General features: G+C 74.3%; 25 protein-coding genes. 11 read left to right on the top strand and 14 right to left on the bottom strand.

The annotated features are described in order from the left end of the window. Positions 1 to 40: 40 nt before the first annotated feature. Complete coding sequence (locus ABZ899_RS23680; RefSeq protein ID WP_361349529.1) at positions 41 to 952, bottom strand: alpha/beta hydrolase; 912 nt, start codon at positions 950 to 952, stop codon at positions 41 to 43. A gap of 251 nt (positions 953 to 1,203) precedes the next feature. Here ABZ899_RS23680 and ABZ899_RS23685 point away from each other — a divergent pair, with 251 nt between their 5' ends. From ABZ899_RS23685 to ABZ899_RS23700, 4 genes are all read left to right on the top strand, one after another. Further along, positions 1,204 to 1,851 carry a dihydrofolate reductase family protein gene (locus ABZ899_RS23685; protein WP_361349532.1) on the top strand — a complete coding sequence of 216 codons (648 nt, stop codon included), beginning with the start codon at positions 1,204 to 1,206 and terminating at the stop codon, positions 1,849 to 1,851. A 124-nt stretch (positions 1,852 to 1,975) separates the two neighbouring features. Continuing rightward, a complete protein-coding gene (locus tag ABZ899_RS23690) occupies positions 1,976 to 2,815 on the top strand; it encodes a DUF1206 domain-containing protein (protein ID WP_361349535.1) in 840 nt (279 codons plus the stop codon). Positions 2,816 to 2,843: 28 nt separating this feature from the next. Then, positions 2,844 to 3,275 (top strand): hypothetical protein, encoded by a 432-nt coding sequence (locus tag ABZ899_RS23695; RefSeq protein ID WP_361349538.1) that lies wholly within the window; start codon positions 2,844 to 2,846, stop codon positions 3,273 to 3,275. A 281-nt stretch (positions 3,276 to 3,556) separates the two neighbouring features. Continuing rightward, complete coding sequence (locus ABZ899_RS23700) at positions 3,557 to 4,684, top strand: hypothetical protein (protein ID WP_361349541.1); 1,128 nt, start codon at positions 3,557 to 3,559, stop codon at positions 4,682 to 4,684. 73 nt (positions 4,685 to 4,757) lie between these two features. Here ABZ899_RS23700 and ABZ899_RS23705 read toward each other — a convergent pair whose 3' ends face one another. From ABZ899_RS23705 to ABZ899_RS23720, 4 genes are read right to left on the bottom strand one after another with little or no spacing between them, the layout of a single operon-like run. Further along, entirely contained in the window at positions 4,758 to 5,639 is an 882-nt protein-coding gene (locus tag ABZ899_RS23705) for an SDR family oxidoreductase (RefSeq protein ID WP_361349544.1), read from the bottom strand. 41 nt (positions 5,640 to 5,680) lie between these two features. After that, on the bottom strand, positions 5,681 to 6,142 hold the full coding sequence (locus ABZ899_RS23710; protein WP_361349547.1) for a hypothetical protein: 462 nt from the start codon (positions 6,140 to 6,142) through the stop codon (positions 5,681 to 5,683). Positions 6,143 to 6,191: 49 nt separating this feature from the next. Beyond that, positions 6,192 to 7,811: an NAD(P)/FAD-dependent oxidoreductase gene (locus ABZ899_RS23715; protein ID WP_361349550.1), complete on the bottom strand. Its 1,620-nt coding sequence runs from the start codon at positions 7,809 to 7,811 to the stop codon at positions 6,192 to 6,194. Further along, positions 7,804 to 8,307 carry an SRPBCC family protein gene (locus ABZ899_RS23720; RefSeq protein WP_361349553.1) on the bottom strand — a complete coding sequence of 168 codons (504 nt, stop codon included), beginning with the start codon at positions 8,305 to 8,307 and terminating at the stop codon, positions 7,804 to 7,806. The genes ABZ899_RS23715 and ABZ899_RS23720 overlap by 8 nt, the downstream gene beginning before the upstream one ends. An 84-nt stretch (positions 8,308 to 8,391) precedes the next feature. Between ABZ899_RS23720 and ABZ899_RS23725 the strand changes: the two genes are divergently transcribed. The 5 genes from ABZ899_RS23725 to ABZ899_RS23745 all read left to right on the top strand — a co-directional run bounded on the left by ABZ899_RS23725 (position 8,392) and on the right by ABZ899_RS23745 (position 13,925). Next, entirely contained in the window at positions 8,392 to 9,111 is a 720-nt protein-coding gene (locus ABZ899_RS23725; RefSeq protein WP_361349556.1) for a DNA alkylation repair protein, read from the top strand. Between the two features lie 78 nt (positions 9,112 to 9,189). Continuing rightward, positions 9,190 to 10,107 (top strand): amidohydrolase family protein, encoded by a 918-nt coding sequence (locus ABZ899_RS23730; protein ID WP_361349558.1) that lies wholly within the window; start codon positions 9,190 to 9,192, stop codon positions 10,105 to 10,107. A gap of 403 nt (positions 10,108 to 10,510) precedes the next feature. Continuing rightward, positions 10,511 to 11,872: a bifunctional o-acetylhomoserine/o-acetylserine sulfhydrylase gene (locus ABZ899_RS23735; RefSeq protein ID WP_361349561.1), complete on the top strand. Its 1,362-nt coding sequence runs from the start codon at positions 10,511 to 10,513 to the stop codon at positions 11,870 to 11,872. 5 nt (positions 11,873 to 11,877) lie between these two features. After that, positions 11,878 to 13,095: a homoserine O-acetyltransferase gene (locus ABZ899_RS23740; RefSeq protein WP_361349562.1), complete on the top strand. Its 1,218-nt coding sequence runs from the start codon at positions 11,878 to 11,880 to the stop codon at positions 13,093 to 13,095. Further along, on the top strand, positions 13,092 to 13,925 hold the full coding sequence (locus ABZ899_RS23745) for a DUF1684 domain-containing protein (protein ID WP_361349565.1): 834 nt from the start codon (positions 13,092 to 13,094) through the stop codon (positions 13,923 to 13,925). Before ABZ899_RS23740 ends, ABZ899_RS23745 begins: the two co-directional genes overlap by 4 nt. Positions 13,926 to 13,978: 53 nt before the next feature. Here the strand turns inward: ABZ899_RS23745 and ABZ899_RS23750 are convergent, their stop codons facing one another. The 4 genes from ABZ899_RS23750 to ABZ899_RS23765 form a co-directional block, all read right to left on the bottom strand. Beyond that, on the bottom strand, positions 13,979 to 14,761 hold the full coding sequence (locus ABZ899_RS23750) for a sulfite exporter TauE/SafE family protein (protein ID WP_361349568.1): 783 nt from the start codon (positions 14,759 to 14,761) through the stop codon (positions 13,979 to 13,981). 38 nt (positions 14,762 to 14,799) lie between these two features. Continuing rightward, positions 14,800 to 15,669 (bottom strand): class I SAM-dependent methyltransferase, encoded by an 870-nt coding sequence (locus ABZ899_RS23755; RefSeq protein ID WP_361349571.1) that lies wholly within the window; start codon positions 15,667 to 15,669, stop codon positions 14,800 to 14,802. A 92-nt stretch (positions 15,670 to 15,761) separates the two neighbouring features. Continuing rightward, positions 15,762 to 16,343, bottom strand: a complete 582-nt coding sequence (locus ABZ899_RS23760; RefSeq protein ID WP_361349574.1) for a helix-turn-helix transcriptional regulator — start codon at positions 16,341 to 16,343, stop codon at positions 15,762 to 15,764. A gap of 85 nt (positions 16,344 to 16,428) precedes the next feature. Then, positions 16,429 to 18,540: an MMPL family transporter gene (locus tag ABZ899_RS23765; RefSeq protein WP_361349576.1), complete on the bottom strand. Its 2,112-nt coding sequence runs from the start codon at positions 18,538 to 18,540 to the stop codon at positions 16,429 to 16,431. Positions 18,541 to 18,614: 74 nt separating this feature from the next. Here ABZ899_RS23765 and ABZ899_RS23770 point away from each other — a divergent pair, with 74 nt between their 5' ends. After that, on the top strand, positions 18,615 to 19,112 hold the full coding sequence (locus ABZ899_RS23770) for a MarR family transcriptional regulator (protein ID WP_361349578.1): 498 nt from the start codon (positions 18,615 to 18,617) through the stop codon (positions 19,110 to 19,112). Position 19,113: 1 nt separating this feature from the next. Here the strand turns inward: ABZ899_RS23770 and ABZ899_RS23775 are convergent, their stop codons facing one another. From ABZ899_RS23775 to ABZ899_RS23785, 3 genes are read right to left on the bottom strand one after another with little or no spacing between them, the layout of a single operon-like run. Continuing rightward, entirely contained in the window at positions 19,114 to 20,838 is a 1,725-nt protein-coding gene (locus ABZ899_RS23775) for an MOSC and FAD-binding oxidoreductase domain-containing protein (protein WP_361349581.1), read from the bottom strand. A gap of 55 nt (positions 20,839 to 20,893) precedes the next feature. After that, positions 20,894 to 21,778, bottom strand: coding sequence for a pyridoxamine 5'-phosphate oxidase family protein (locus ABZ899_RS23780; protein WP_361349583.1), 885 nt, complete (start codon positions 21,776 to 21,778; stop codon positions 20,894 to 20,896). Positions 21,779 to 21,822: 44 nt separating this feature from the next. Continuing rightward, positions 21,823 to 22,692 carry an alpha/beta hydrolase gene (locus tag ABZ899_RS23785; protein ID WP_361349586.1) on the bottom strand — a complete coding sequence of 290 codons (870 nt, stop codon included), beginning with the start codon at positions 22,690 to 22,692 and terminating at the stop codon, positions 21,823 to 21,825. 147 nt (positions 22,693 to 22,839) lie between these two features. On the opposite strand from ABZ899_RS23785, the gene ABZ899_RS23790 reads away from it, so the two are divergent. Then, entirely contained in the window at positions 22,840 to 23,364 is a 525-nt protein-coding gene (locus tag ABZ899_RS23790; protein ID WP_361349589.1) for a CGNR zinc finger domain-containing protein, read from the top strand. 79 nt (positions 23,365 to 23,443) lie between these two features. On the opposite strand, the gene ABZ899_RS23795 is transcribed toward ABZ899_RS23790, so the two are convergent. Beyond that, positions 23,444 to 23,734 (bottom strand): DUF6355 family natural product biosynthesis protein, encoded by a 291-nt coding sequence (locus ABZ899_RS23795; RefSeq protein ID WP_361349591.1) that lies wholly within the window; start codon positions 23,732 to 23,734, stop codon positions 23,444 to 23,446. A 202-nt stretch (positions 23,735 to 23,936) separates the two neighbouring features. After that, positions 23,937 to 24,731, bottom strand: a complete 795-nt coding sequence (locus tag ABZ899_RS23800) for an SDR family oxidoreductase (RefSeq protein WP_361349594.1) — start codon at positions 24,729 to 24,731, stop codon at positions 23,937 to 23,939. Positions 24,732 to 24,782 lie beyond the last annotated feature (51 nt).

The raw sequence follows: 24,782 nt of genomic DNA on the forward strand, positions 1-24,782 counted from the left end.
GACGCCGTACGCGCGTCCACCGCCCGAGTGCGGGGGAACGTCAGGAGGTGTGGGGGCAGTTGCCCCGGTACTCCTCGATGGTCAGGCTCGGTCCGGGCAGCGGGCACAGGAACTGCTCGTAGCGGGTGTCGTTGTCGATGAACCGCTTGAGCCAGGAGATGCTGTACTTCGCGATCGTCGTGTTCGACGAGTTGGGCGTGAAGTGGGTCGCCCCGTTCAGCTCCAGATACGCCCGGTCGAGGCGCGAGGGCAGGCCGGTGTAGAACGGCTCGGCGTGCGAGGCGACCGGGGCGACGGTGTCGCCGTCGGCTCCGACGATCAGGGTCGGTGTGGTGAGCTCGGGCCAGGTCTTGTCGAGGTTCCACGGGGTCAGCGGGATCGCCGCCTGGAGCGACGGCCGGGTCTTGGCGGCCTCCAGGCTGCCGCCGCCGCCCATGGAGTGGCCCATGACGCCGAGGCGGCTCGCGTCGATCCGCCCCCGTACCGCACTGCGCTCGGTCAAGTAGTCCAGCGCGGCCAGGAGTTGACGTCCCCGGGAGTCGGGCTGGTCGACCGTGGTGAGCGTGTCGATGGTGAACACCACGAAACCCTGCGAGGCGAGCCGCGGTCCGAGCCAGGCGATCGACGACTCGTACGCCGTGAAGCCCGGGGAGACGGCCACGGCCCCGAAGGTGCCGTCGCTGGTCGACGTCGGGTAGTAGATGGTGCCGCCGCCGAAACCGGTGACCGAGAGCGAGGACACGGAGGTCTGCGACACGGCGTACGGGCCGCGCGCGGCCTCGATGCCGGCCGTGGTCGGAGCCGGTCCGCGCTCGTAGGGGTTGTCGGCGGCGTGGGCGCCCGGACCGCCGAGGGTGCCGAGTCCGACGAGCGCGGCGAGGGCCGCGGCGGCGCCGGCCAGGCGTCCGGTACGGCGTCTCGCGGGCGCGGTGCTGTGGGGATGCAGTTGCACGGGTCGTCCCTTCCGTCGTGGCGGGCGGCCGCCACGGGCACACGGGACATGGGGAGTCGGCCGTGTGCCCGCGGCGGGGCCCGCCGTGGGCTGGCCGTGTCACTGTCGGGGACGGTGCGGCCCGCGCGGACCGGCAATGTCACCGGTCTCGTGGCGCACGCGACGCGCCGTGCGCCGTTTCGCTGCGCGGCGGCCGTGGAGCGGCCAAGCTGGGGCGCGGACGTCCGACCGCAGGAGCAGGGAGCCACCGCATGTCACTCGCCCGTGTGCACAACTTCTCGGTCTCGCTCGACGGCTTCGCCACGGGTGAGGGACTCAGCCGCGAGGCGCCGTTCGGGCACGCCGGGGAGCGGCTGCACCAGTGGATGTTCGCCACCCGCTGGTGGCACGGGAGAAGCGGCCAGGAGGGCGGGAACAGCGGCCCCGACGACGCGTTCGTCCGGCGGTTCGAGCCCGGGATCGGCGCCGAGATCATGGGCGCCGGCAAGTACGGCTATCCCGGCTGGCACGAGGACCCGGAGTGGAAGGGGTGGTGGGGGCCCAATCCGCCGTTCCACACGCCGGCGTTCGTCCTCACCCGGCACACCCGGCCGCCGATCGCCATGGAGGGCGGCACCACGTTCCACTTCCTCGACACCTCCCCGGCCGCCGCGCTGGAGACGGCACGCGAGGCCGCGGGTGGGCAGGACGTGCGGATCGGCGGGGGCCCCACCGTGATCCGGGACTTCCTCGCCGCCCGGCTGATCGACCATCTGCACGTCGTGGTCGTGCCGATCGTCCTGGGCCGGGGCGTCCGTCTCTGGGACGGGCTGGAGGACCTGGAGAAGGACTACGCCGTCGACTCCGTCACCACGTCGAGCGGTGTCACCCATCTGACGTTCGACCGGACCGGCCGCTGACCCGTCCGGCACACGGTCCCCTCAGGTCACCCGCTTTCCCGCCGGTCACACCCCGGACGGCCTCCCTGGCAGCGCCGCGTGTGCGGTGGCCGCGCCGGGGCATCCGGACCTCCGGGAGGTCTACATGAACACGAGGGCGATGGCGTCGACCGGACGGCTGCGGGCCCGGCGTGCCGCGCGGGGCTCGGTCACGCGGGGGGCGGCACGAGCGGGGCTGGCCGCGCGAGGTGTGATCTATCTGCTGGTCGGGGCGCTGGCCCTGCAGGTCGCGTTCGGCGACACCGGCCGGCAGGCCGACCGCGGGGGCGCCCTGGCCGAGCTGTCGCAGCGGCCGTTCGGCGCGGTCCTGCTGTGGGCGCTGGGCCTCGGGCTGGTCGGCATGGCGCTGTGGCGGCTGAGCGAGGCCGTCTTCGGTTCCCTCGGCGAGGACGGGCGCAGCCCGCGCAAGCGGCTGCTGGCCGCGGCCCGCTGCGGGTTCTACGTCTTCGTCGCCTACTCCGTGCTGTACTTCGCCGCCACCCGGCACCAGAGCGGCGGCGGGTCGAGCGACAAGCAGTCGCGGGACGTCACCGCGCGGGCGCTGGAGCTGCCCGGCGGTCAATGGCTGGTCGGCGCGGCCGGGATCGGCGTGGTGGCCGCCGGCGGCTGGATCGGTGTGCGGGCGGCCCTGCGCAAGTACCACGACAAGCTCGAGCTGGGCCGGATGAGCCGCCGCACCCGGCAGCTGGTCGACATCACCGGGGTGGCCGGCGGGGTGGCGCGCGGTCTGGTGTTCGCCGTGGCCGGCGTCTTCGCGGTCCGTGCGGCGGTCGACTACGAGGCGGACCGGGCGAAGGGTCTGGACGACACGCTGCGCAGCCTCGCCGAGACGCCGCTCGGGCCCTGGCTGCTGGTCGGCGTGGCGGCGGGTCTGGTGCTGTTCGGGGTGTTCTCCTTCGCACTCGCCCGCTGGCGTCGTGTGTGAGCCGCGCCGCGCGGGAAACACGGGGCGAATGAGCGAATTCGAGATTCCGCAAGGCGACGGCCGGCCCGTGGACGTGTACCTGGACCTCCTGCGCATTCGGATGGACACGGAGGACTACCGCCTCCTGCGACGCCTGGTGGAGCCCGTGCTCCAGGCGATCGAGGAGGAGCGCCTGTCCAGCCTCGACCTCGCGCTCGACTCCGGGGCCGACGACCTGCCCCAAGAGGTCCGTGAGGAGGCCGCCCTGGTGATCGCCACCGCGGTCACCGGCCGCATGGACAACGAGGTGGTCGAGATCGACGTCGACGAGACCGGTCCGGTCCGCATCGTCACCGACGCCACCACCGCTTCCGATCCTGTCCGCCTCGGCGAGATCGCCGACTACATCAGGGAACGGCACAGGGAGACGGAGGAGCTGCGTGGCATCGCCGAGGTCAGCGGGCTCTCCACCGACTTCTGAACCAGAGCCGGGACGAGGGGTGTCCCTGGAGCTACGGCTCCCCGGGCGCCCCTTCGGCATGCCCGCTCAGGACGCCGCTTTCCCCCCGCGAGGTGCGGCGCGTGGAGGCGGCCGGTCGGTCGGCGGGCGCCGTGACGACCCCCGGCGGCCATCGGGAGGTCCGGTCGCCGACCCGCGACCGCGGGCTCGTGTTTCGGCCACGGGCCGCCACGGAAGATCATCTCCCTCTATCCTTCCGCTGCCTGCCGTCGACGGCAGGCCCAGGACGGACGGGGGACGACATGACGTACCGGCGCGCGGCGATACCGGCACTGGCCGGGGCCGTACTGATCACCCTGCTGCTGTGGTGGGCGGGGGCGAGCGCCCACGCCCTCCAGCTCCAGGGCGCCACCCGCACGCTCGGCATCGAGTCCGTCCTGGAACTGCGGCGCTGGCTGGCGCCCTGGGCCTACGACCCGTCGGTGCTGACCTCACCCGGTGACGACTCGGGGGTGAGCGGGGCCCCCGCGTACGCCGATCTGCGCCGCACCGGGATGCAGATCCGGTTCGTGGCGCTGTTCGTCCTCCACGGGGCCGGCGCGCTGCTCCTCCTCCGCAGGATGCCGCCCTCGCACGGGCGGACGCCCGGCACGCTGCTCGCGCTGTGGGCCTGGGGGCCGGTGGCGGGGACGCTGGCGGTCGCCGTCTCCACACCGTGGCTGATCGCCTCGGGTGGGCAGGGCAGCTACCGGTTCCTGCCGCGGCTGGCCGCGGGCATCGAGTCGAGCGGACCGGTGGCGGTGCTCGCGGCCCTGCTGACCGCCGGGCTCACGGTGCTGGTGGGACGAGCGGCCGCCAAGGACGGGGAGACACCGCCCCGTTCCGCGGTGCCGGCCCGCCCCGCCCGTCTGGCCGCCTCGCTGGGCACCGCGGTGGTCGCCGTGTCTCTGCTGATCCTGTCCTACGACCGGGTCGCGGCCCGGATCCACACCGCCTTCAGCGGCACGGGACGGCTGTCGGAGCCCGGCGATCTGCTGCGCCAGTGGCTGATCCTCGGCGGCTGGACGGGCCCGGCGGGCACGCCGTTCGGCGACTGGCTGGTGCACCGGCTCGTCGACGTGCTGATGCTGGCGGTGGTGTGGTGGGCCCTGCGGCTGCTGCCGGGCCTGCTGACGCGGGCCACGCTCCCCGCGATGGCGGTGGGCGGCGTCTGCGCGACAGTGCTGGCACTGCTGACGGGCCAGGTGCTGCGCATCCCGCTCGACGACACCCTGGGCGTCTGGGGCCCGACCCACTTCCTGGCCGCCCTCGGCGCCCACGTCCCGGCCGCGCTCACCTTCGGGGCACTGGCGGGCACGGTGGCCTTCGCGACCCTCCGCCTGACGGGCGAGCGCACCACGCCGGCCCCGCAGCCGGTGCCGGCCGCCTGACGTTCCCTGGAACGGCGGAAAAGCAAGGGCGGCGGGCCCTCGCCGGGCGGGGGTGCCTGTGGCCGTCCGGCCCTCAGGCGTCCCCGGCCGTCGCCGTCCGGTCGGCCTGGCCGCCCGCGCCCAGCGGACCGGTGTGGTCGAAGGGGATCTCCGCCTCCAGCCGGGGCATGGTGCGGCGGGCCACGCGCGTCACGACCGGGGGGATCGCCGCGCGCACCGGCTGGGTCAGCCGCAGCCACGCCGGGGCGTAGACGGCCGTACGGCGGTGTTCGAGGCCGGTGACCAGGCGGGCGGCGATCTGGTCGACCGGGTACACCCGGCGTGCGGGCGGTGGCATGTGACGGCGCAGTTCGCGCAGGACGGCGTACCGGTCGGCGTCCCGGATCATGTCGGTGTCGGTCCAGTTGAGGTAGGCGATGCCCACGCCGACCCCGCGGTGCGCGACCTCGGCGCGCAGGGAGTGCGCGAAGGCCTCGACGCCCGCCTTGGAGGCGCAGTAGGCGCTCATCAGCGGCGCGGCGCCGATCGCGGCGAGGGAGGCGACCTGGAGGAGGAACCCCCGGGTGTCGAAGAGGTCCGGCAGGAAGGCGCGTGCCGTGTGGGCGCTGCCGATGAGGTTGACCTCGATGACACGCGCCCAGGCGGCGGGATCGGAGGAGGGGAAGGGCCCGCCCTCGGCGATCCCCGCGTTGGCCACCACGGCGGACACGGGGCCGAGACCGGACCGTACCCGTGCGGCGGCGGCCGCGAGGGCCTCGGGGTCGGTGATGTCGGCCTCGACGGCCAGCGCCGGTCCCGGCAGCTCCTCGGCCAGCGCCTCCAGTTCCGGCTTCTCGTGGCCCAGCAGGGCCAGGCGTGCGCCGCGTCCGGCGATCCGCCGGGCCATGGCGGCGCCCAGGCCGCGGGCGGCTCCGGTGACGACGACCGTCCGGTCGGCGAGCGGGCTGCTGCGCACGGGCGGTCCCTCCTCTCGGTGGCGGCCGGGCACGGCCGGCGTCAGGACTCCTCGGTCGGCGGCAGCGGCGTGTGGTGGGGGTGCCCGGGGGTGCGGCGCTCCTCCTTCATCTCCGCCTCGAACAGGTGGTCCGTGCCGTCGGCGAGCTCCCGCAGCACGCTCGCCTCCAGCTGCTGGAACGGCCGGTAGTAGGTGGCGTTGTAGGCCTCGATGATCTGGAACGTCCAGTGCCCGGGGATGACGTTGCGGCCGAGGATCTCCTCGCGGACCTTCTCGGCCCACTCCGGATGGCCGGCCTCGCGCAGCAGCTCGACCGCGCGGTCCAGCTGCAGGTCGGCGGTCCCGGTCAGCTGATGGAAGTCGTAGAGGCGGCCGCGGGCCCGCTCGGTCGTCTCCAGGGCCTTGGAGAGCGCTCCGAGGGCCTCGACGGTCTTGTCGTCGACCCCGGCGGGGCGGGGCCGGATGCGGTCGCGGGTCGTGGGGGCGTCGTCGTGCGCGGTCATCGTTCTCCTCGACGGCGTCGAACGGTCAGCGGTGGGTGCGGGTGTGTGGTCATCGTCGCGTGCCGGTGCGGTCGCGGCCGCTCAGGAACCGCTGGGCGCGGGCCAGCCCGGGCGGACGGTTGCGGTGCAGGGCGGCGCGTGCGGCGTTCGCGCCGGGCGCGCCGTGCACTCCGCCGCCCGGGTGAGCCCCGGCGGAGGCCAGGAAGAGCCCCGGGACGGGGGTCTCCGGGCGCCCGGTGCCGGGGACGGGGCGGAAGAAGAGCTGCTGGTGCATCGCGGTGGTGCCGCCGTTGATGGCGCCGCCCACCAGGTTGCCGTCGAGGGCCTGCAGGGTCGGGGGCGCGAGGATGCGGCGGGCCCGGATCAGCCGGCGGAAACCGGGGGCGAAGCGTTCCACCTGGCGTTCCATCCGGTCGGCCATGAGCTCCTGGTCCTTGGCGTTCCAGATGCCGGTGATGTTCTCGTCACCGGCATCGGCGCGGATGTCGTGGGGCACGTGGGTGTAGGCCCAGGCGGACTCGGTGCCCCGCGGGGAGCGGGAGGCGTCGGAGGTGGTCATCTGGCCGAAGAGCAGGAAGGGGCGGTCGGGGACCTGCCGCATGGCGATCTGCGCGGCGAAGCGGGTCAGCTCGTCCACGCCGTCGGCGAGGTGCACGGTGCCGGCGCGGGCCGCCTGCTCGGCCTGCCAGGGCACCGGCCCGTCGAGCGCCCAGTCGACCTTGAAGGTGGCGAAGTCCCACTGGAAGCGCCGCAGGTCGTCCAGCAGCTGCGGGGGCAGGTGCTCGGGTTCCACGAGGTCTCCGTAGAGGGCGGGCACGGCCAGGTCGGCCAGGACGGCCCGGCGGGCCGCCACGGTGTCGCCCGCCGCGGTCCGTACGCCGACGGCGCGCCCCCCGCGGACGAGGACCCGCTCCACGCGCTGCCCGCAGCGCACCTCGCCGCCGAGCGAGCGCAGGCGCCGCACGAGGGCGTCGGTCAGCGCGCCGGACCCGCCGGCCGGCACCGGGAAGCCGTACGTCTGGCCGAGCATCGTCATCAGCCAGCCGAAGCCGCCGCTGCCGGCCGACTCCGGGGCGAGGTCGGCGTGCAGGGCGTTGCCGGCGAGCAGCAGCCGGCCGCCCTGGCCGCGGAACTCCTCCTCGCCGAGGCGGCGCACCGGCAGGATCATGGTGCGGGCCATGCGCAGTCCGCCCGCGGCCCGCAGGCGCAGGGCGAGCCGCGCCGCCGCCCGCACCGGCGGGAACGGGGTGAACAGGGTGTCCAGCAGGTCGGGGCGCAGCCGCTCCCAGGTGTCGTGCAGACGCCGCCAGGCGTCCCCGTCGCCCGGTGCGAACGCCTCCAGCGACGCGGCGGTGACGTCGACGTCGCGGTCCAGCAGGGCGCAGCTGCCGTCCGTGAGGGGGTGGGCGACGACGCTGGGCGCGTGGCTCCACCGCAGTCCGTGGTCCTCCAGATGCAGCCCGGTCACCACCGGCGACGCGGCGGCGAGCGGGTAGAAGGAGCTGAACACGTCGTTGACGAAGTCGGGGTCGACCCCCCGGTCGTGGCGGACGGCGCCGCCGGGCTCCGGCTGTTCCTCCAGCACCTCCACGTGCCATCCGGCGTCGGCGAGGACATTGGCGGCGACCAGCCCGTTGGGGCCGGCGCCGATCACCACGGCGTCAGGCATGCCCGGCTCCGCGGGCCTCCGCGAGGCCGGCGGTGTCCTGCCGGCCGGGCCGCTCGTCCGGGTTCGCCTCGCTCTCGCAGAGCCGTGCGAGACGGGCGAGCATGGTGCGGTGCCGGAGCTGGATCAGCGCCTCGAAGCCGGCGTTGTGCAGCAGGCCGCCGGCTCCCCGGAGGGGGTGCTCGTCCACGATGACCAGGGTCTCCTCGCCCCACGGGCGGACGTCGATCGAGATGCGGGCCGTGCCCAGCGGGCCCGCCTTGGCCTCCAGCTCCAGGAGGCGGCCCTCCTCGCACCGGCGGACGACCGTCTCGTTGGTCAGCCGGGCCGGGCCGATCCTGATCTCGAAGCGGATCGCCGAGCCCGTCTGCGGCCACTGGCCGCGTACGGGTTCGGACCGTGCGGTGCCCACGACCCACTCCGCGTACCGGGTGCCGTCCGCGAGGACGTCCCAGACGGCACTCGGCCCGACATGTATCAGACGATGGCGTACGGCCACGGAGACCTCCAGATGCCAGGACCGCGTCGACGGTCGACTTTGCCGCCCCGAGTTCCCGCACTCCGGGTGTCCAACCGGCGCCGTATGCTGCCCGCACACAAGCGACGGGAGGCCGTGATGACGGAGGCGGCGGGGACCGGTACGGCGGTGGCCGAGGTGATGGCCGAGCTGGCCGCGCTGGAGGACCCCAGGGCCCGCGCGGTGAACCAGCGGCACGGCGACGACCACGGCGTGAACCTGGGCAAGCTCCGCGCGGTCGCGAAAAGGCTCAAGACGCAGCAGGAGCTGGCGCGTGGGCTCTGGGCGACGGGTGACTCGGCGGCGCGGCTGCTGGCCCTGCTGATCTCCCGCCCGAAGGCGTTCGGCCGGGACGAGCTGGACGCCATGCTGCGGGAGGCACGCACCCCCAAGGTGCACGACTGGCTCGTGAACCACGTGGTGCGCAGGAGCCCGCACGCCGGGGAGCTGCGCGTGGCCTGGTTCGCCGATCCGGACCCCGTGGTCGCGAGCGCCGGCTGGGCGCTGACCACCGAGCGGGTCGCGAGGCGGCCGGACGGCCTGGACCTGCCCGGACTGCTCGACACGATCGAGGCGGAGATGAAGGACGCCCCGCCGCGCCTGCAGTGGGCGATGAACCACTGTCTGGCGCAGATCGGCATCGAGCACCCCGGGCACCGTGCGCGGGCGATCGCCGTCGGCGAGCGGCTGGAGGTCCTCAAGGACTATCCGACGTCCCCCGGCTGCACCTCGCCGTTCGCCCCGGCGTGGATCGACGAGATGGTGCGCCGCCGCGCGGAGGGGTAGCCGGCGCTGCCGGTCGTGATCTTCCGCACAACGGAAGGGAGTGGACCGGCCCGGGCGTCAGGGGTGATCGTGAACGGCATGACGGACCACCGCTCGCCGCAGACTCCCCGCACCGATTCCGCCGAGGCGCAGGAGGTCCGTCGCTTCTGGGAGGGGCTCGGTCTGCCCGGTCTGATCGACGTCCACACCCACTTCATGCCGGAGCGCGTGCTGCGCAAGGTGTGGGCGTACTTCGATGCGCTCGGGCCGCTGACCGGCGGCGTCGAGTGGCCGATCACCTACCGGGCCGAGGAGCGGGAACGCGCGGACCTGCTGCGGGAGTTCGGAGTGCGGGCCTTCACCGCGATGCTCTATCCGCACAAGCCCGGCATGGCCCGCTGGCTGAACGGCTGGGCCGTCGACTTCGCCCGCCGCACCCCCGGCTGTCTGCACACCGCGACCCTCTTCCCCGAGCCCGGCGTGCAGACGTACGTGCGGGAGGCCGTGGAGGCGGGCGCGCGGGTGTTCAAGGCGCATGTGCAGGTGGGGGCGTACGACCCGGCGGACGACCTGCTGGACGCGGCATGGGGACTGCTCGAGGAGGCCGCCGTCCCGGTGGTGGTCCACTGCGGTTCGGGACCCGCGCCGGGCAAGCACACCGGGCCCGGCCCGATCGGGCGGGTGCTCGCCCGCCACCCCGGACTGCGGCTGATCGTCGCCCATCTGGGCATGCCGGAGTACGAGGACTTCCTGGGTCTCGCCGAGCGGTACCCGCAGGTGCGCCTGGACACCACGATGGCGTTCACCGACTTCTCCGAGAACCTGATGCCGTTCCCGCGCCGGGCGCTCCCCCGCCTGGCGGCGCTCGGCGACCGCGTCCTGCTCGGCTCCGACTTCCCCAACATCCCCTACCCGTACGCGCATCAGCTTGCGGCGCTGGATCGGCTGGGGCTCGGGGAGGAGTGGCTGCGGGCCGTGTGCCACGACAACGCCGCGAAGCTGTTCGACCTCCCTTGAGCCGCAGGGCTGTTGGACCTCCCTGGGCGACGGGGTTGTTCGACCTCCCTTCAGCCGCAGGGGTGTTCGGCGTCCGGTGAGCCGTACGGGTGCGGAGCGCCCCGGCTCGCCCTCACCGTGCGGTTCCTCCCAGGTGACTGGTGCGCACACGCTGCCGTGTGGTTACCTGGGTCCATGACCGTGCTCGTGACCCGCCGCCACGTTGACTACGTGCGTGTCACCACCACGGCCTGTTCCGTCGTGAGCTGACCTCGTCCTCCGACGTTCGACACCTTTTTTCCACCGCTCAGCGCCGACCGCTGACCCCTGCCCGCGTTCCGGGAGCGGTCCCGTCGGCCCGCGGTCTCTTCACCCTCCCTTATTCCCGTCCCAGGCACCGCCGCACCCGCACCCAGGGAGAGCCATGAGCCAGCCCATCGACTCCGTCACCGCCGGCCACACCCCGGAGGACGACCACACCGGTCCCGACACCTCCGCGTGGTCCTTCGAGACCAAGCAGATCCACGCCGGCGCCACCCCCGATCCGACGACCGGCGCCCGGGCGACGCCGATCTACCAGACGACGTCGTTCGTGTTCCGGGACACCCGGCACGCGGCCGACCTGTTCTCGCTGGCCGAGCCGGGCAACATCTACACCCGCATCCACAACCCCACCCAGGACGTCTTCGAGCAGCGTGTCGCCGCCCTGGAGGGCGGGGTGGCCGCCGTGGCGCTCTCCTCCGGGCAGGCCGCGGAGACCCTCGCGATCCTGACGCTGGCGGGCGCCGGGGACCACATCGTCTCCAGCGCGTCGCTGTACGGCGGCACCTACAACCTGTTCCGGCACACGCTGCCCCGGTTCGGCGTCGAGGTGTCGTTCGTCGAGGACCCCGACGACCTGGACGCGTGGCGTGCGGCGATCCGGCCCGGCACCAAGGCGCTGTTCGCGGAGACGCTGGGCAATCCGCGCGGCAACGTCCTGGACGTACGGGCCGTCGCGGGCGTGGCGCACGACGCCGGGGTGCCGCTGATCGTGGACAACACCGTGCCGACCCCCTATCTGCTGCGGCCCCTGGAGCACGGCGCGGACGTCGTGGTGCACTCGGCGACCAAGTTCCTCGGCGGGCACGGCACCGCGATCGCCGGTGTGGTGGTCGACGGCGGCACCTTCGACTTCGGGGCGCACGCCGAGCGGTTCCCGGACTTCACCGAGCCCGATCCCAGCTACCACGGCCTGCGGTACTGGCCGGCGCTCGGCCCGGGCGCCTTCGCCGTCAAGCTGCGGGTGCAGCTGCTGCGCGACCTCGGGCCCGCCCTCTCCCCGCACTCCGCCTTCCTGCTGCTCCAGGGCGTGGAGACGCTGAGCCTGCGGATCGAACGGCACTCGGCGAACGCGCAGGCGCTGGCGGAGTGGCTGGAGCAGCGCGACGAGGTGGCCGCCGTCCACTACCCGGGCCTGGAGTCCAGCCGCTGGTACGAAGCGGGCCGGAGGTATCTGCCGCGCGGCGCGGGCGCGGTGCTCTCCTTCGAACTGCGGGACGGCGCGGAGGCGGGCAAGCGGTTCGTGGACGCCGTCGAGCTGTTCAGCCATCTCGCCAACATCGGGGACGTGCGCAGTCTCATCATCCATCCGGCGTCCACCACCCACAGCCAGTTGGACGCCGAGCAGCTGGCGGCGACCGGCACCTCCCCCGGCCTGGTGCGCCTGTCGGTCGGCATCGAGAACCTCGCCGACCTCAAGGCCGACCTGGAGGCCGGGTTCCGCGCGGCGAAGGGCGCGTCCTGAACGCCATGACGACCCCGTCTCCGGTCCCCCTCCCGCCGGCCTCCGGGGCCTGGCGGGAGGGGGACCCGCCCGGGCGCCGCCGGTGGCACGTGCGGGAGCGGCCGCTGGCGCTGGAGGCGGGGGGTGAACTCCCGGGTCTGCGGCTGGCGTTCGAGACATGGGGGCGTCTCGCGCCGGACCGGCGCAACGCGGTGCTGGTGCTGCACGCCCTCACCGGTGACTCGCACGCGGCGGGCCCGGCGGGGCCCGGGCACCCGACGGCGGGCTGGTGGGACGCGCTCATCGGGCCCGGGCGCGCGCTCGACACGGACCGCTTCTTCGTCGTGGCGCCGAACGTGCTCGGGGGCTGCCAGGGCAGCACGGGCCCCTCGTCGGCGGGCCCGTCCGGCCGGCCCTGGGGCGGCGACTTCCCGTTTCTGACCCAACGCGACCAGGTCGCGGCCGAGGTGGGACTGGCCGACGTGCTCGGCGTCGAGCGCTGGGCGCTCGTACTGGGCGGCTCGATGGGCGGGATGCGGGCGCTGGAGTGGGCGGTCTCCCACCCGGAGCGCACGGACGCGCTGCTGCTGATCGCCACCACGGCGACGGCGAGCGCCGAGCAGATCGCGTGGGCCGGCGTCCAGACGCACGCCATCCGCTCCGACCCCGCGTGGCGGGACGGCCACTACCACCACACCGGGACGGGCCCCGACGCCGGTCTGGGCCAGGCCCGGCGGATCGCCCATGTGACCTACCGCAGCGAGCCCGAACTCCAGTCGCGCTTCGGCCGTGCGCCCCAGGGGGCGGAGGACCCGTGGGACGGGGGCCGGTACCAGGTCGAGTCCTATCTGGACCATCACGCGGCCAAGCTGGTGCGCCGCTTCGACGCGGGCAGTTACGTCGTCCTGTCCGAGGCCATGAACAGTCACGACGTGGGCCGCGGCCGGGGCGGGGTACACGCCGCCCTGCGCCGGGTGCGCGCCCGGACCCTGGTCGCGGCGGTCGACTCGGACCGTCTCTACCCGCCGTCGCAGCAGGCCGAGCTGGCGGCGGGCATCACCGGCGCGGACGCCCCGCGGGTGATCGAGTCGCCGTACGGGCACGACGGGTTCCTCATCGAGACGGAGCAGGTCGCCGGGCTCGTAAGGGAACTGCTGCCCGCCCCGCCCCGGCCTTCGGAGCCACCGCTCCCCCGGCCCTCCGCCCGACCGACCCCGTCATTCCTTTCCCAGGAGCACGCATGACCGTCCAGGACACCCCCGCCGACCTCACCGCCTTCACCGCCGCGTGGGAGGAGTGGCACCGGCAGAAGGACGCCTCACTCGCCCGGGAGCACGGCTTCCTCGCCGTCACCGGCCTGCACTGGCTGGACGCCGAGCCCCGGCGCTTCCCGGACGCGCCCGGCTCCTGGTGGACGGACGCCGACGGAGTGGGGGTCGAACTCGCCGAGGGGGAGGAACTCGTCGTCGGCGGCACGCCCGTGCGCGGACGGCACGGCTTCGGCGTGATCCCGGAGCGCGGCGGCGTCGAGGCCGTGTGGGGCGACGCCGTGATCGAGGTCGCCAAGCGCGGCGGCCAGGACCTGATCCGGCCCCGGCATCCCGGGAACCCGCTGCGCACGCGCTTCACCGGGACACCGGCCTACGCGCCCCATCCGCGCTGGGTGGTCACCGGTACGTACACGCCGTTCCCGGAGCCGCGGCCGACCACGGTGGGCGCGGCCGTCGAGGGGCTCCAGCACGTGTACGACGCGCCGGGCGAAGTCCGTTTCCGCCTCGACGGCACGCCGCTGCGGCTGACCGCGTTCAACGGGCCCACGCCGGGCAGCCTCCAGGTGCTGTTCACCGACGCGACGTCCGGGGTGACCACGTACGCGGCCAACCGCGCCCTGCACATCGACGCGCCCGCCGCCGACGGCACGGTGACCCTCGACTTCAACCGCGCCACCAACCTTCCGTGCGCCTACACCGATCTGGCGACCTGCCCGCTGCCGCCCGCCGAGAACCGGCTGCCGGTGCCGATCGAGGCCGGTGAGCGGATCCCGCACGAGCGGACGGGGCCGATCGCGCGGTGACGCGGCCGGCCCGGCGCGTGCTGCTCGTGCGCGCCGGGCCGGTCGACGCCGGCTCAGCCCAGGCCCCGCACCACGTACAGGCCGCCGACGCCGGTGGCCAGGGCGCCGAGGAGCAGACGCAGCGCGCGCTCCGGCAGCCGGGGCTGGAGGTACGCGCCGAGGTAGCCGCCGATCAGGCCGCCGACGCCGCAGGCCAGGCCGAGGGACCAGTCGGGGGCGACGTCGCCCGGGCCGGTGAGCGACAGCACGGCGAAGGCCGCCGCACCGACCACCGACGTGGCGAAGGTGGACGCGAGGGCGGCCGGGGCGACCACGGCGACCGGCATGCCGCGGCCCACGAGGACCGGTCCGAGCAGGGAGCCGCCGCCGATGCCGTAGATCCCGCCGACGATGCCGACCGTCAGGGCCAGCGCGGTGACGGCGCGCGGCGACGGCTCCGCGCGCCGGGGTGTCCGGGCGGGCCGCAGGGTGCGGGCGACGAGCCACAGGCCCAGCGGTGTGAGCAGCCCGGCCACCAGGAGCCGGAAGACGGTGGCCCCGGGGACCGCGAAGACCCGTACGCAGGCGCCGATCACCACTCCGGGGAGGGTGCCCAGCACCAGCAGCCGTACGAGAGGTCCGCCCAGGGTGCCCTCCCGCCGGTACCGCAGGAGGGCGCCGGGGCCGGCGACCACGTTGTAGAGCAGATTGGTGGGCGTGACCGCCGGGCTGGGCACGCCGAACACGCTGAGCTGCACCGGCAGCAGGAACACGGCGCCCGACACCCCCACCGGCGCGGTGACGAGGGCGATCACCAGACCGGCGGCAAGTCCGTACAGTTCCGTCGGCCCGTTCATCCCGGCTCCTCTCCGTGGCCGGGAACTGTATCCGTGATTCAGGCGCGGCGGGCCGCCCACACCTGGCGGCGGGTGCGCAGCGTCAGATCGGGGCGCTGCAGGAGGCCGTCGGGGCTGCCGGGGTCGAGGAGGGCGTCGAACGCGGCCAGGTCCCGGGCGTCCAGCGTGGCGGCGGCGTTGCCGCGCATCCGGGTCCAGCCGGCGAGGGCGTAGCGGCGTACGGCCTCGGGGGCGGGCGGGCCGATCTCCACGTCGACGGTGCGCTGTCCGGCGAGGGTGAAGCCGGCCTGCGTGAGCTTGTCCCCCCAGTCGGCCCCGCGGTGGGGGAGGCGAGCGGCGTGGTGGTGGTCCCGGGCCCCATGGCACCGCTCCTCCAGGCCGGGCGCGTCCCGTGGGGCGTCCGGCGGCAGGAACCGGGGGAAGCCCGCCAGTTCGACGACGGCGAACAGCCCCTGCGGCGCGAGCAGTTCGCGCACCTGACGCAGGGCGCGGTCGGGGTCGGCGAGGTGGTGCAGGGAGGCGGAGGCCCAGACGAGGTCGGGGGTGTCCAGGCCGGGCCACGGCGTCGCGTCGAGGTCGGCCTCGACGAGGCGGACGCGGTCGGCGGCCCCGGCCGCGGCGGCGTGCTCGCGCAGCCGGTCCAGGTGCGTGGTGGAGGCGTCGACGGCCGTGACCCGGGCCGTGGGGAAGCGTTCGAGCAGGGTGAGGGTGCCGGCTCCGGTTCCGCAGCCGAGGTCGAGGATGTGCCGGGGGGCGGCCTCGACGGGCAGCCATGCGGCGATGGACGCGGTGTGCCCGGCGAGGACGTCCGCGTCCAGGTCGAGGATCTCCGCCTGGTCGCCGGCGTGGTGGTGGCCGGCGTGCTCGGCGGGGGCGCCGGCCCGGGACTGTGCTGGGGTGTGGCTCATGGCCTCACGCTAGGTGCGCCCGGCGGCGGGGACGGTCCGCGTGCCGGGATGCGCAAGCCGCTGGGCCGTCCGTATGCGCGGGGCGCAAGACGTCACGGCGCCGGGCGCGTGTCCCAGCGTCCCTGGTGGCCGCGGCGGGCGTCGCGGTCGAAGATGCCGAGGATCTCGCAGGGCCCGCCCTCGGCGCCGATGGCGTGCGGCAGCATCGTGGGGAACTCCGCCGCCTGGTCGGTCTCGACGCGCAGACGCCGGTTGCCGAGGAGCAGGACGGCGGTGCCGGAGAGGACGACGAGCCATTCGCGGCCCGGGTGCGCGCGCATCTGCGCCGGGTTGTCGGGCGGCGGTCCGGTCAGGCGCCGGCGGACGACGGTCATGCCCGGTTCCGCCCTGACGGGCCAGCGCTTCTGGGTGTGGGCCGCGTCGATCGTCGGGTTGACGATCACATCGTCGGTGGCGGTCTCCACGAGCTGGTCGAGGGTGGTGTCCAGGGCCCGGGCGAGGGTGACGAGTTGGTCCAGCGCGAGCCGGCGCTGCCCGTTCTCGATCCGGCTGAGCGTGGACTGGCTGACCCGGGCGCGGGTGGCCAGCTCCTCCAGGGACCAGCCCTGGGCCACGCGCAGGGCTCGGATGCGTCTGCGGACCAGGGTGTCGAGGTCGCCGTCGTCTTGCGTCATGGGCAAGAGCGTATGCGGTTCGGGAAAGGGGGTCCCGGAGGAGGGCGGGGGCTCCCCGGCTGTCCGCAGGGGCCCCCGCCCGCTGTCACACCGTCTCCTTGACCGCCTCCGCCGGCTCGGTCTCGCGCCGGGCGAGGGAGCTGGGCCACCACGCCCGCCGCCCGATGTCGATCATCAGGGCGGGGACCAGCAGGGAGCGGACCACGAGCGTGTCCAGCAGGACGCCGAAGGCGACGATGAACGCGATCTGCACGAGGAACGCGAGCGGGATCACCATGAGGGCCGCGAAGGTCGCGGCGAGCACCACGCCCGCGGAGGTGATCACGCCTCCGGTGGTGGTCAGGCCGCGCAGCACACCCTCCCGGTGGCCGTGCAGCAGCGCCTCCTCGCGGACCCGGGACATCAGGAAGATGTTGTAGTCCACGCCGAGGGCGACCAGGAAGACGAAGCCGTACAGCGGGACCGAGGCGTCCGTGCCGCTGAAGCCGAGCAGGTGCTCGAAGACGAGCGCGGACACCCCGAGCGTCGCCAGGAAGTTCAGGGCGACGGTCGCGACGAGCAGCACCGGGACGAGCAGGGAGCGCAGCAGGAGCATGAGGATCAGCAGGATGATCGCGAGCACGACCGGCACGATGACCGTGCGGTCCCGGGCGGCGGTCTGCTGGGTGTCGTACTGCTGCGCCGTGTAGCCGCCGACCAGGGCGTCGGCGCCGGGGATCGCGTGCACCCCGGCGCGCAGCCGCTCGACGGCCGCCTTGGCGGCGTCGCTGTCGGCGGCGGCCTTCAGGGTGGCGTCGACACGGACGCGTCCGTCGACGACGAGGGGGTCCCCGCCGCCGGGCCGGCCGGACGTGGAGACGGCGCCGGCGGACGCCACGCCCTCGGTGTCCTCGGCCGCGGCGGTCACCTCGTCCACGCGGTCGGCGGCGGCGATGATGACGGCCGGATTGCCGGAGCCGCCGGGGAAGTGCTCGCCGAGCGTGCGCTGGGCGGCCACCGACGGCGCGTCGTCGACGAAGATCTCGTCGAGCGGCACGCCTTTGGAGGACAGCTGGGGCGAGAAGGCCGCGAAGACGGCGAGGACCAGGGCGGTCACCACCCAGGTGCGGCGCGGCCGGCCGTCCACCGTGGCGGCGACCCGGCGCCACACGCCGCGGCCCTGCGCGGACTCCTCGGGCGGCCGCGGCTTCGACGGCCAGTAGGCGGCGCGCCCGAGGAGGGCCAGCACGGCCGGCAGGAAGGTGAGCGTGGCGAGCACGGCGCACACGATGCCGATGGCGCCGACCGGTCCGAGCGCGCGGTTGTTGGTGAGGTCGCTGGCGAGCAGCGCCAGCAGGCCGAGCGCGACGGTGGCCGCGCTGGCGGTGATGGCGCCGAAGGAGCGGCGCACCGCGGCGAGCGCGGCGGCGGCCCGGTCCGCGCCGCGGGCCAGTTCCTCCCGGAACCGGGCGGCCAGCAGGAGGGCGTAGTCGGTGGCGGCGCCGATCACCAGGATGGAGAGGATGCCCTGCACCTGTCCGTCGACCCGGACGACGTCGTGGTCGGCCAGGACGTAGACCACGGCGCAGGCCAGCGCGAGGGCGAGGACGGAGCCCAGGATGATCAGGAGCGGAAGCAGCACGCTGCGGTAGACCAGCAGCAGGATCACCAGGACGGCGCTCAGGGCCACGCCGAGGAGCAGCCCGTCGATGCCCGCGAAGGCGTCCGACAGATCGGCCTGGCCGGCGGCCGGGCCGGCGATCTGCGCCGTGGTGCCGGACACGCTCCCGGCGGCATCCCGGACCGAGTCCAGGGTGGGCTCCAGGTCGTCGCCGAGGTCGGGCCTCAGCTGGACGACGGCCTGCAGCGCCTCACCGTCGTCGGAGGGCAGCGCGGGCGAGGGCCGGCCCACGATGCCGGGCTCGCCGGCGAGTGCGGCGACGGCCCGGGTGGCCTCGGCCCGCTCGGCCCCGGAGACGCGCTCACCGTCCGCCGTCCAGACGACGACGGCGGGCAGCGTCTCGGACTGGTCGAAGGCCTCCCGCTCCTTGAGCACCTGGGTGGACTCGGCGCTCTGGGGCAGGAAGGCGGCCTGGTCGTTGGTGGCCACCTCGCCCAGCTTGCCTGCGTAGGGTCCGAGCGCGCCGCCGACGCCCAGCCAGACGAGCAGCAGGACGACGGGGACGAGCCACCGGGCCCAGCGCGGTGCGGTTCTCATGAGCATCCCAAGCGGTAGTCGAGTTAACTCAATGGCAAAGTATCTCAATCATTGAGTGATCTTATACTGCACTCATGAGCGGTTCCGAGGTGCCCTCCCCCACTGTTCCGGCGGACGACCCGACCGGGTTGCAGTCGTTCGCCGTCCTTCTGCGCCGGATGAACAGCGAGTTCAACCGCATCGCGCAGGAGTTCGCGCAGGCGCAGGGACTGCATCTGACCGACATGCAGGCGCTCATCGCCATCCTCGACGCGGATCCCGAGGCCGGCCCGATGACGCCCGGCCGGCTCCGCCGCCAGCTCAACCTGACGTCCGGCGCGGTCACGGCGTGTCTCGACCGCCTGGAGCGGGCGGGGCACATCCACCGCGTCCGGGCGGCGGGCGACCGCCGGGTGGTGCACCTGCACTACGCCGAGCCGGCCAAGGCCGTCGCCCGGGACTACTTCCGCCCTCTCGCGGAGCGCACCGCCACGGCCATGGGCCGCTTCTCCCCCGAGGAACTGGCCGTCGTCGTGCGGTTCCTGCGCGAGCTGAACGCCGAGTTCGCCCTCCTGCGCGGCGGCCCCGCCTGACTCACATGTCCAGGACGACGTCGGTGCGCGGCCGGGAGCAGCAGATGAGGGCCTGTCCTGCCGCCGGCGGCTCCAGGGGCGCGGGCGCGTAGCCGACCTCGCCCGACAGGACCGGGGTGACACAGGTGTGGCACACCCCGGTCCGGCAGCTCCAGCGGGCCGGTACGTCGCAGGCGTCGGCGAGTTCGAGCAGGCTGCGTGCCCCGTCGGGGAACGGCGTCGTCACACCGCTGCGGGCGAAGGTGACCCGCGGTCCGGTGCCGGGCGGGCCGGGCGGCGCGTGCGGGGACGGGGCCGCGGTCCCGTGGAGGCCGGGGGTGACCGGCGGCAGGGTCGCGAAGAGTTCGGTGTGGACGCGGGCCGGGTCGACGCCGGCGTCGGCGAGGGCGCGCCCCATGTCGGCCATGAAGGAGGCGGGCCCGCAGACGTAGGCGCTCGCACCGGGCGGCACGCCGAGGGCCCGGACGGCGTCCGGGGTGAGGCGTCCCGGGGACGCGTGGACCGGGCGGCGCTCCTCGGGGGTGGCCGCGCTGTAGAAGACGTGCTCGTGCGCGTGCGGCAGGGAGGCGAGCACGGCATGGGCCTCGGCGGCCAGGGGGTGCTCGCGTGGGCCGCGGGCGCCGTGCAGCCACCAGACGTCCCGGTCCGGGGAACGGGCGGCGAGCTCGTGCAGCATGGCCAGGACCGGGGTGACGCCGATGCCGGCGGAGACCAGGAGCACCGGTTCCGTACCGCCGTCCAGGACGAAGTCGCCGCGCGGCGCCGCGACGTCGAGGACGGATCCCGGCCGCAGCGCCGTCGTCAGATAGCCGCTGGCGGTGCCGTGCGGTTCGCGTTTGACGCTGATGCGGTAGCCGTCGGCGCCGGGCACCGCGGAGAGCGAGTAGCTGCGGATCGGTGCGGGCGGTCCGGCGCCCGGGACCCGCACCGTGAGGTACTGGCCGGCCCGGGCGTCGGGCAGCGGCGTCCCGTCGGTCGAGGTCAGGCGGAGGGAGACGACCGTGTCCGTCTCGGCGACCACGTCGGACACGCGCAGGGTCCGGAACCCGTCCCAGGCAGGCCCGTCGGCGGCGGGCTCCCCGTCCTTGGCGGCCAGCAGGTCGCGGAAGGAACCCTGCCAGCCGGGGCTGAGCGCGGGGATGGCGAGCGCGCGCCGCAGCAGGGCCGGGTCCCGGCCGGGGAGATAGAGCAGGGCGTCCGTGTCGGCGACGCTCAGTGCGCCGGGGCCGGTCCGGGTCCGGACGATCGGGTCGCCCGCCCGGATCAGCCCCTCCCGGACGACCCGCATGTAGAAGCCGGGCCGGTGGTGGGCGACGAGCAGCGCGGGCATCTCGGGTACGCCCAGCCGCAGTCCGACGCGGTGGCAGGTCACGCGGGGCTGGGTGACCTCGAACTCCGCCTCGCCGATCCGGTAGCGGTCGCCGATGCAGACCTCGTCGTCGGGCAGTCCGTCGACGGTGAGGTTCTCCCCGAACTGCCCGGGGACGAAGTCGTCCCGCCCGAGGTACCGCTGCCAGTACCGGTAGGAGTCGATCTGGTAGACGAGCACCGCGCGCTGCTCCCCGCCGTGGCCCTGGGTGTCCCCTTGGCCGTCGCCGTCGAGGTTGAGCCGGCGGGCCATGACCGGGCCGGGCACGGGGTGCTTCCACACGCCCGTGCGGACGGTTCTGCCCTGCCAGGGCACGTCCTTCGGCATTCCCACGTTCACCGACAGCAGTGAGGGCATCCGCACACTCCTTCCGGTACCAGTCAAGACGGTCCGGCGGGCGGGCTCATGTCGATCACGGCCGGGCGGTCGCCTCGCGCAGCGGGACGCGGCCGCCGCGCACCCGCCGGGGCCGGAACCGGACCCGGCGCCCGGTGCCGCCTTCGTCCCCGGAGGCCGCCGGTTCGTGCCACTCCACCGTCGCCTCACCGCTGAGGTGCAGCGTGCGGCCGGTCGTGAAGTCGAGGAACAACAGGGCCGCGGCCGGGTCGACGGTGAGATTGCCGAGGCTGGTGAAGAGGTTGTTCCCGGCGTAGTCGGGCCACCGGAGCTCGCCGCCCTCGATCCGCACGAAGCCGGGAGCACCGCCCTTGTGGGAGGCGTCGGTGCCCCGAGTGGGATGGGTCGTGCCGAGGAAGAACGTGTCGGCGCGGGCGATCAGCTCGCGGTCCCGGTCGTCGAGCGCGGCCCGGACGGCCGCGGGGGCCGATGCGCCGGCCGGGGCGGTGGTGTCCGGGGCGAGGAGGCGGGGGCGGATGTAGGCGGGGCAGTTGCCGAACGCCTGCTCGGCCTCGATGGTCAGCTCGCCGTCCGCGCCGTCCGTCAGCCGGCCGTTGACCCTGATACGGCGGCGCAGACCGAGGTCGATCGCGAGCAGCCCGGCGGGTTGCGGGACCGGCAGGCCGTGCAGCGGGTCACCCGCCGGGGGCGCGGCGGCCACGGTGAGGGTGGTGCCGTCCCCGTCCAGGAAGCCCGGCTCCCCGGTGAGGGGGGAGGTCCACAGCGTCCCCTCCCGGTCGCGGGCGGTGAGGACGGCAAAGGTCCGCGCGGCGAGGGCGGCCCGCAGCCCCCCGCCGAGCCACGGCGGCCGCAGCATGCCGTGCAGCCGGGCGGCCTCCTCCGTGGCGCCCGCCCGTGCCTGGACGGCGCGCTCCCCCTCGTGGAATCCCGACGTGTTCACAGGGACCGCCTCCTCTCCTTCTGATGCCGGTACGGTGCCCGAGGTCATCCCAGGGCCCGGCCGAGGAAGTCGCGCATGGCCCCGGCGATGGCGCCCAGGTGCGATTCCAGGGCGAAGTGCCCGGTGTCCAGCAGACGGACCTCGGCGCCGGGCAGGTCCTGCCGGAACGCCTCCGCGCCCGCCGGGCCGAAGATCGGGTCATTGGCCCCCCAGACGGCGAGCAGCGGGACCTGCGTGTCGCGGAAGTACTGGTGGACCTTCGGGTAGAGGGCCACGTTCGTGAGGTAGTCGCGGAACAGCTTCAGCTGGATCCGGTCGTTGCCGGGCCGGTCCAGCAGAGCCTGGTCGTGGGCCCAGGTGTCGGGGCTGACGAGGCTCGGGTCCGGGACGCCGGTGAGGTACTGCCATCGCACACCCTCCAGGGTGAGGGCGGTCCGCACGGGGGCCTCGGTGGCGGGGCCGGGGTGCTCGCCGTAGGCGAAGACGTCCTTCCAGAACGACGGGACGAGCCCCTCCTCGTAGGCGTTGCCGTTCTGGGTGACGATCGCGGTGATCCGGCCGGGGCTCCGCAGGGCGAGGCGCCAGCCGATCGGAGCGCCGTAGTCCTGCACGTACATCGCGAACCGGTCGACGCCCAGCCGCCGCAGCAGCCCCTCGGTGATGTCGGTGAGCGCGTCGAAGGTGTACGGGAAGTCCCGGAGCGCCGGCATCGCGGACCGGCCGAACCCGATGTGGTCCGGGGCGACGACGTGGAACCGGTCGGCGAGCGCCGGGATCAGTGCGCGGAACATGTGCGAGCTGGTCGGGAAGCCGTGCAGCAGGACGACGGTGGGCGCGCCCGGGTCGCCGGCTTCCCGGTAGAAGACCTCGAGGCCGTCGACGGTGGCGGTGCGGTGGTGCACTGCGTACTCCATTGTACTAACCCCTCTAGAGCCGTTCACCGGTTATGCAGACAGTCGACCACGACGCACCTAACCTGTCAACACGGTTTAAAGGGTTACGATCGAGAAGTGGAGGCACGTTGTAGCCTGCGCAGGGCGAACCGGCGGTGAGGAGGCGGTATGGAGAGCGGACAGGCGGAGCAGGACACGTTGCTGGAGCTCCTGAACAGCACCCCCGTGGCCGACGGCTCCCCCGAGGACCTGCTGGCCGACCCCGGGGCCGCCCGCGCCTGGCAGCGGGCACACGGCGGCAGCGGCACCGCCGCCGAGCGCCGGCATCTCCTGGAGGCACGCGACCTGCTGCAGCGGGTGGTGCGCGGCGACGTTCCCGCGACCGCCCTGGGCCCGCTGCTGGAGGGCGTGACGTCCCATCCCCGCGTCGACGCCGGCGGCGTGACCTGGGAGCCGAGGCCGCCCGCCGACCGGCGGCTGGCGGTGCGGGCGGTGCTGACCTGGGGCGTGCTCCAGGAGCTCATGCCCGGCAGGCTGCGCCCTTGCGCCAACGAGGAGTGCCGGCGGTTCCTCCTGGACCGCAGCAAGACGAACAAGGGGCGCTGGTGCTCGATGGCCCTGTGCGGCAACCGCATGAAGGCCAGGCGCCACTACGAGCGCACCCGCCGGGCGGCCGCCCGGCAGCATGACTGACCCGGACGACGGTCAGGCCCCGCCCCCACCACGGCCGGTGGGGAGACGGGGCCTGACCTTGACGCGCTGTGCGGATCCGTCAGCAGGTGCGGCCGACGTAGTGCGCGCCCTGGATCTTGGCGGCGGAGCCGAGCCAGGTCCGGCCCGGCGCCACACAGCGCTCGTAGTCGGCGGCGTAGGCGACCCGCACCTGGATCACCACGCGCGAGCCGTCCGAGGTGCAGTGGTTGTAGTACGCGTCGGAGCTGGTCTCGTAGAAGCCGCAGGGGTCGGCGGCGGCCGGGGCCGCGTGGGAGGTCACCACGCCGAGAGAGGTCAGCGCGAGGGCGGCGGAACCGAGGACGCCGGTCAGCGTACGGCGAAAACTCAAGGGAACTCCTTGGCCGGTGCGGGCGGCGGACCGGACGTCCCCCGCCCGCCGATGGGTCGGTACGGCCCTCAGCATTCCGCCGGGCACCCGGCACGCCGGGCCCCGCACGCCCCGTTCACCTGGTGAATCGTTCGGCCCTTGGGCCGTTGGGATGATCTCGGCCGGCGCGCCCGGCGGACTCCCCCGGCTCCGCGTACAGCCGTCACGGCAGGATCGCGTCGACGTAGCCGCCGTCGACCCGCACCGCCCCGCCCGTCGTGGCCGACGCCTGCTCGGAGGCGAGGTAGACGACCATGTGGGCGATCTCCTCCGGTTCGATCAGGCGCTGCAGCAGGCTCTGCGGCCGGTACTCGCGCATGAAGGCCCGCTGCGCCTCCTCCCAGGGCAGGTCCTCGCCCACCAGCTCGCGGACGAATGCCTCCACGCCGCCCGTGTGGGTGGGGCCGGCGATGACGGAGTTCACGGTGACCCCGGTGCCTGCCGCCCGCTTGGCGAACCCGCGGCTCACCGCGAGCAGGGCCGTCTTGGACATGCCGTAGTGGATCATCTCGGCCGGGGTCACGATCGCCGAGTCGCTGGCGATGTTCTGCACCCGCCCCCAGCCGCGCTCGACCATGCCGGGGAGGTACTGGCGTGTCAGCCGTACGGCCGACAGCACGTTGACGTCGAAGTAGCGCCGCCACTCCTCGTCGCTGATCTCCAGCGGGTCGGCGGAGCCGAAGACACCGAGGTTGTTGACGAGGATGTCGACCTGCGGCAGGAGCTCGGCCACCTGGTCGGCGCCCTCCTGCGTGGTCACGTCCGCCGCCACCGGGACCAGCTGGGCACCGGGCGCCCGGCTGCTGAACTCGGCGACGCTGCGCTCCACACGGTCCCGGGTGCGGCCGTTGACCCCCACCCGCGCCCCCGACCGGGCCAGCCCCACGGCGATCGCCGCACCGATGCCCTGGGTGGAACCGGTCACCAGCGCGGTGCGGCCCTTCAGATCGATCTGCATGCCTACAGCCCTTTCCCGTGTCCGTTCGTCGGTCTTCGGGTACCCCGCGGC

Origin of the sequence: Streptomyces sp. NPDC046859 (assembly GCF_040645135.1) — a bacterium.
Taxonomy (GTDB): domain Bacteria; phylum Actinomycetota; class Actinomycetes; order Streptomycetales; family Streptomycetaceae; genus Streptomyces.

Excerpts from the sequence above, each read along its gene's own strand:
- ABZ899_RS23695 (WP_361349538.1), top strand. The coding sequence starts at position 2,844 with ATGAGCGAATTCGAGATTCCGCAAGGCGACGGCCGGCCCGTGGACGTG.
- ABZ899_RS23745 (WP_361349565.1), top strand. The coding sequence starts at position 13,092 with ATGACCGTCCAGGACACCCCCGCCGACCTCACCGCCTTCACCGCCGCG.
- ABZ899_RS23750 (WP_361349568.1), bottom strand. The coding sequence starts at position 14,761 with ATGAACGGGCCGACGGAACTGTACGGACTTGCCGCCGGTCTGGTGATC.
- ABZ899_RS23760 (WP_361349574.1), bottom strand. The coding sequence starts at position 16,343 with ATGACGCAAGACGACGGCGACCTCGACACCCTGGTCCGCAGACGCATC.
- ABZ899_RS23770 (WP_361349578.1), top strand. The coding sequence starts at position 18,615 with ATGAGCGGTTCCGAGGTGCCCTCCCCCACTGTTCCGGCGGACGACCCG.
- ABZ899_RS23800 (WP_361349594.1), bottom strand. The coding sequence starts at position 24,731 with ATGCAGATCGATCTGAAGGGCCGCACCGCGCTGGTGACCGGTTCCACC.
- ABZ899_RS23690 (WP_361349535.1), top strand. The coding sequence starts at position 1,976 with ATGAACACGAGGGCGATGGCGTCGACCGGACGGCTGCGGGCCCGGCGT.
- ABZ899_RS23735 (WP_361349561.1), top strand. The coding sequence starts at position 10,511 with ATGAGCCAGCCCATCGACTCCGTCACCGCCGGCCACACCCCGGAGGAC.
- ABZ899_RS23715 (WP_361349550.1), bottom strand. The coding sequence starts at position 7,811 with ATGCCTGACGCCGTGGTGATCGGCGCCGGCCCCAACGGGCTGGTCGCC.
- ABZ899_RS23775 (WP_361349581.1), bottom strand. The coding sequence starts at position 20,838 with ATGCCCTCACTGCTGTCGGTGAACGTGGGAATGCCGAAGGACGTGCCC.
- ABZ899_RS23755 (WP_361349571.1), bottom strand. The coding sequence starts at position 15,669 with ATGAGCCACACCCCAGCACAGTCCCGGGCCGGCGCCCCCGCCGAGCAC.
- ABZ899_RS23685 (WP_361349532.1), top strand. The coding sequence starts at position 1,204 with ATGTCACTCGCCCGTGTGCACAACTTCTCGGTCTCGCTCGACGGCTTC.
- ABZ899_RS23730 (WP_361349558.1), top strand. The coding sequence starts at position 9,190 with ATGACGGACCACCGCTCGCCGCAGACTCCCCGCACCGATTCCGCCGAG.
- ABZ899_RS23725 (WP_361349556.1), top strand. The coding sequence starts at position 8,392 with ATGCTGCCCGCACACAAGCGACGGGAGGCCGTGATGACGGAGGCGGCG.
- ABZ899_RS23740 (WP_361349562.1), top strand. The coding sequence starts at position 11,878 with ATGACGACCCCGTCTCCGGTCCCCCTCCCGCCGGCCTCCGGGGCCTGG.
- ABZ899_RS23700 (WP_361349541.1), top strand. The coding sequence starts at position 3,557 with ATGACGTACCGGCGCGCGGCGATACCGGCACTGGCCGGGGCCGTACTG.
- ABZ899_RS23710 (WP_361349547.1), bottom strand. The coding sequence starts at position 6,142 with ATGACCGCGCACGACGACGCCCCCACGACCCGCGACCGCATCCGGCCC.
- ABZ899_RS23785 (WP_361349586.1), bottom strand. The coding sequence starts at position 22,692 with ATGGAGTACGCAGTGCACCACCGCACCGCCACCGTCGACGGCCTCGAG.
- ABZ899_RS23790 (WP_361349589.1), top strand. The coding sequence starts at position 22,840 with ATGGAGAGCGGACAGGCGGAGCAGGACACGTTGCTGGAGCTCCTGAAC.
- ABZ899_RS23765 (WP_361349576.1), bottom strand. The coding sequence starts at position 18,540 with ATGAGAACCGCACCGCGCTGGGCCCGGTGGCTCGTCCCCGTCGTCCTG.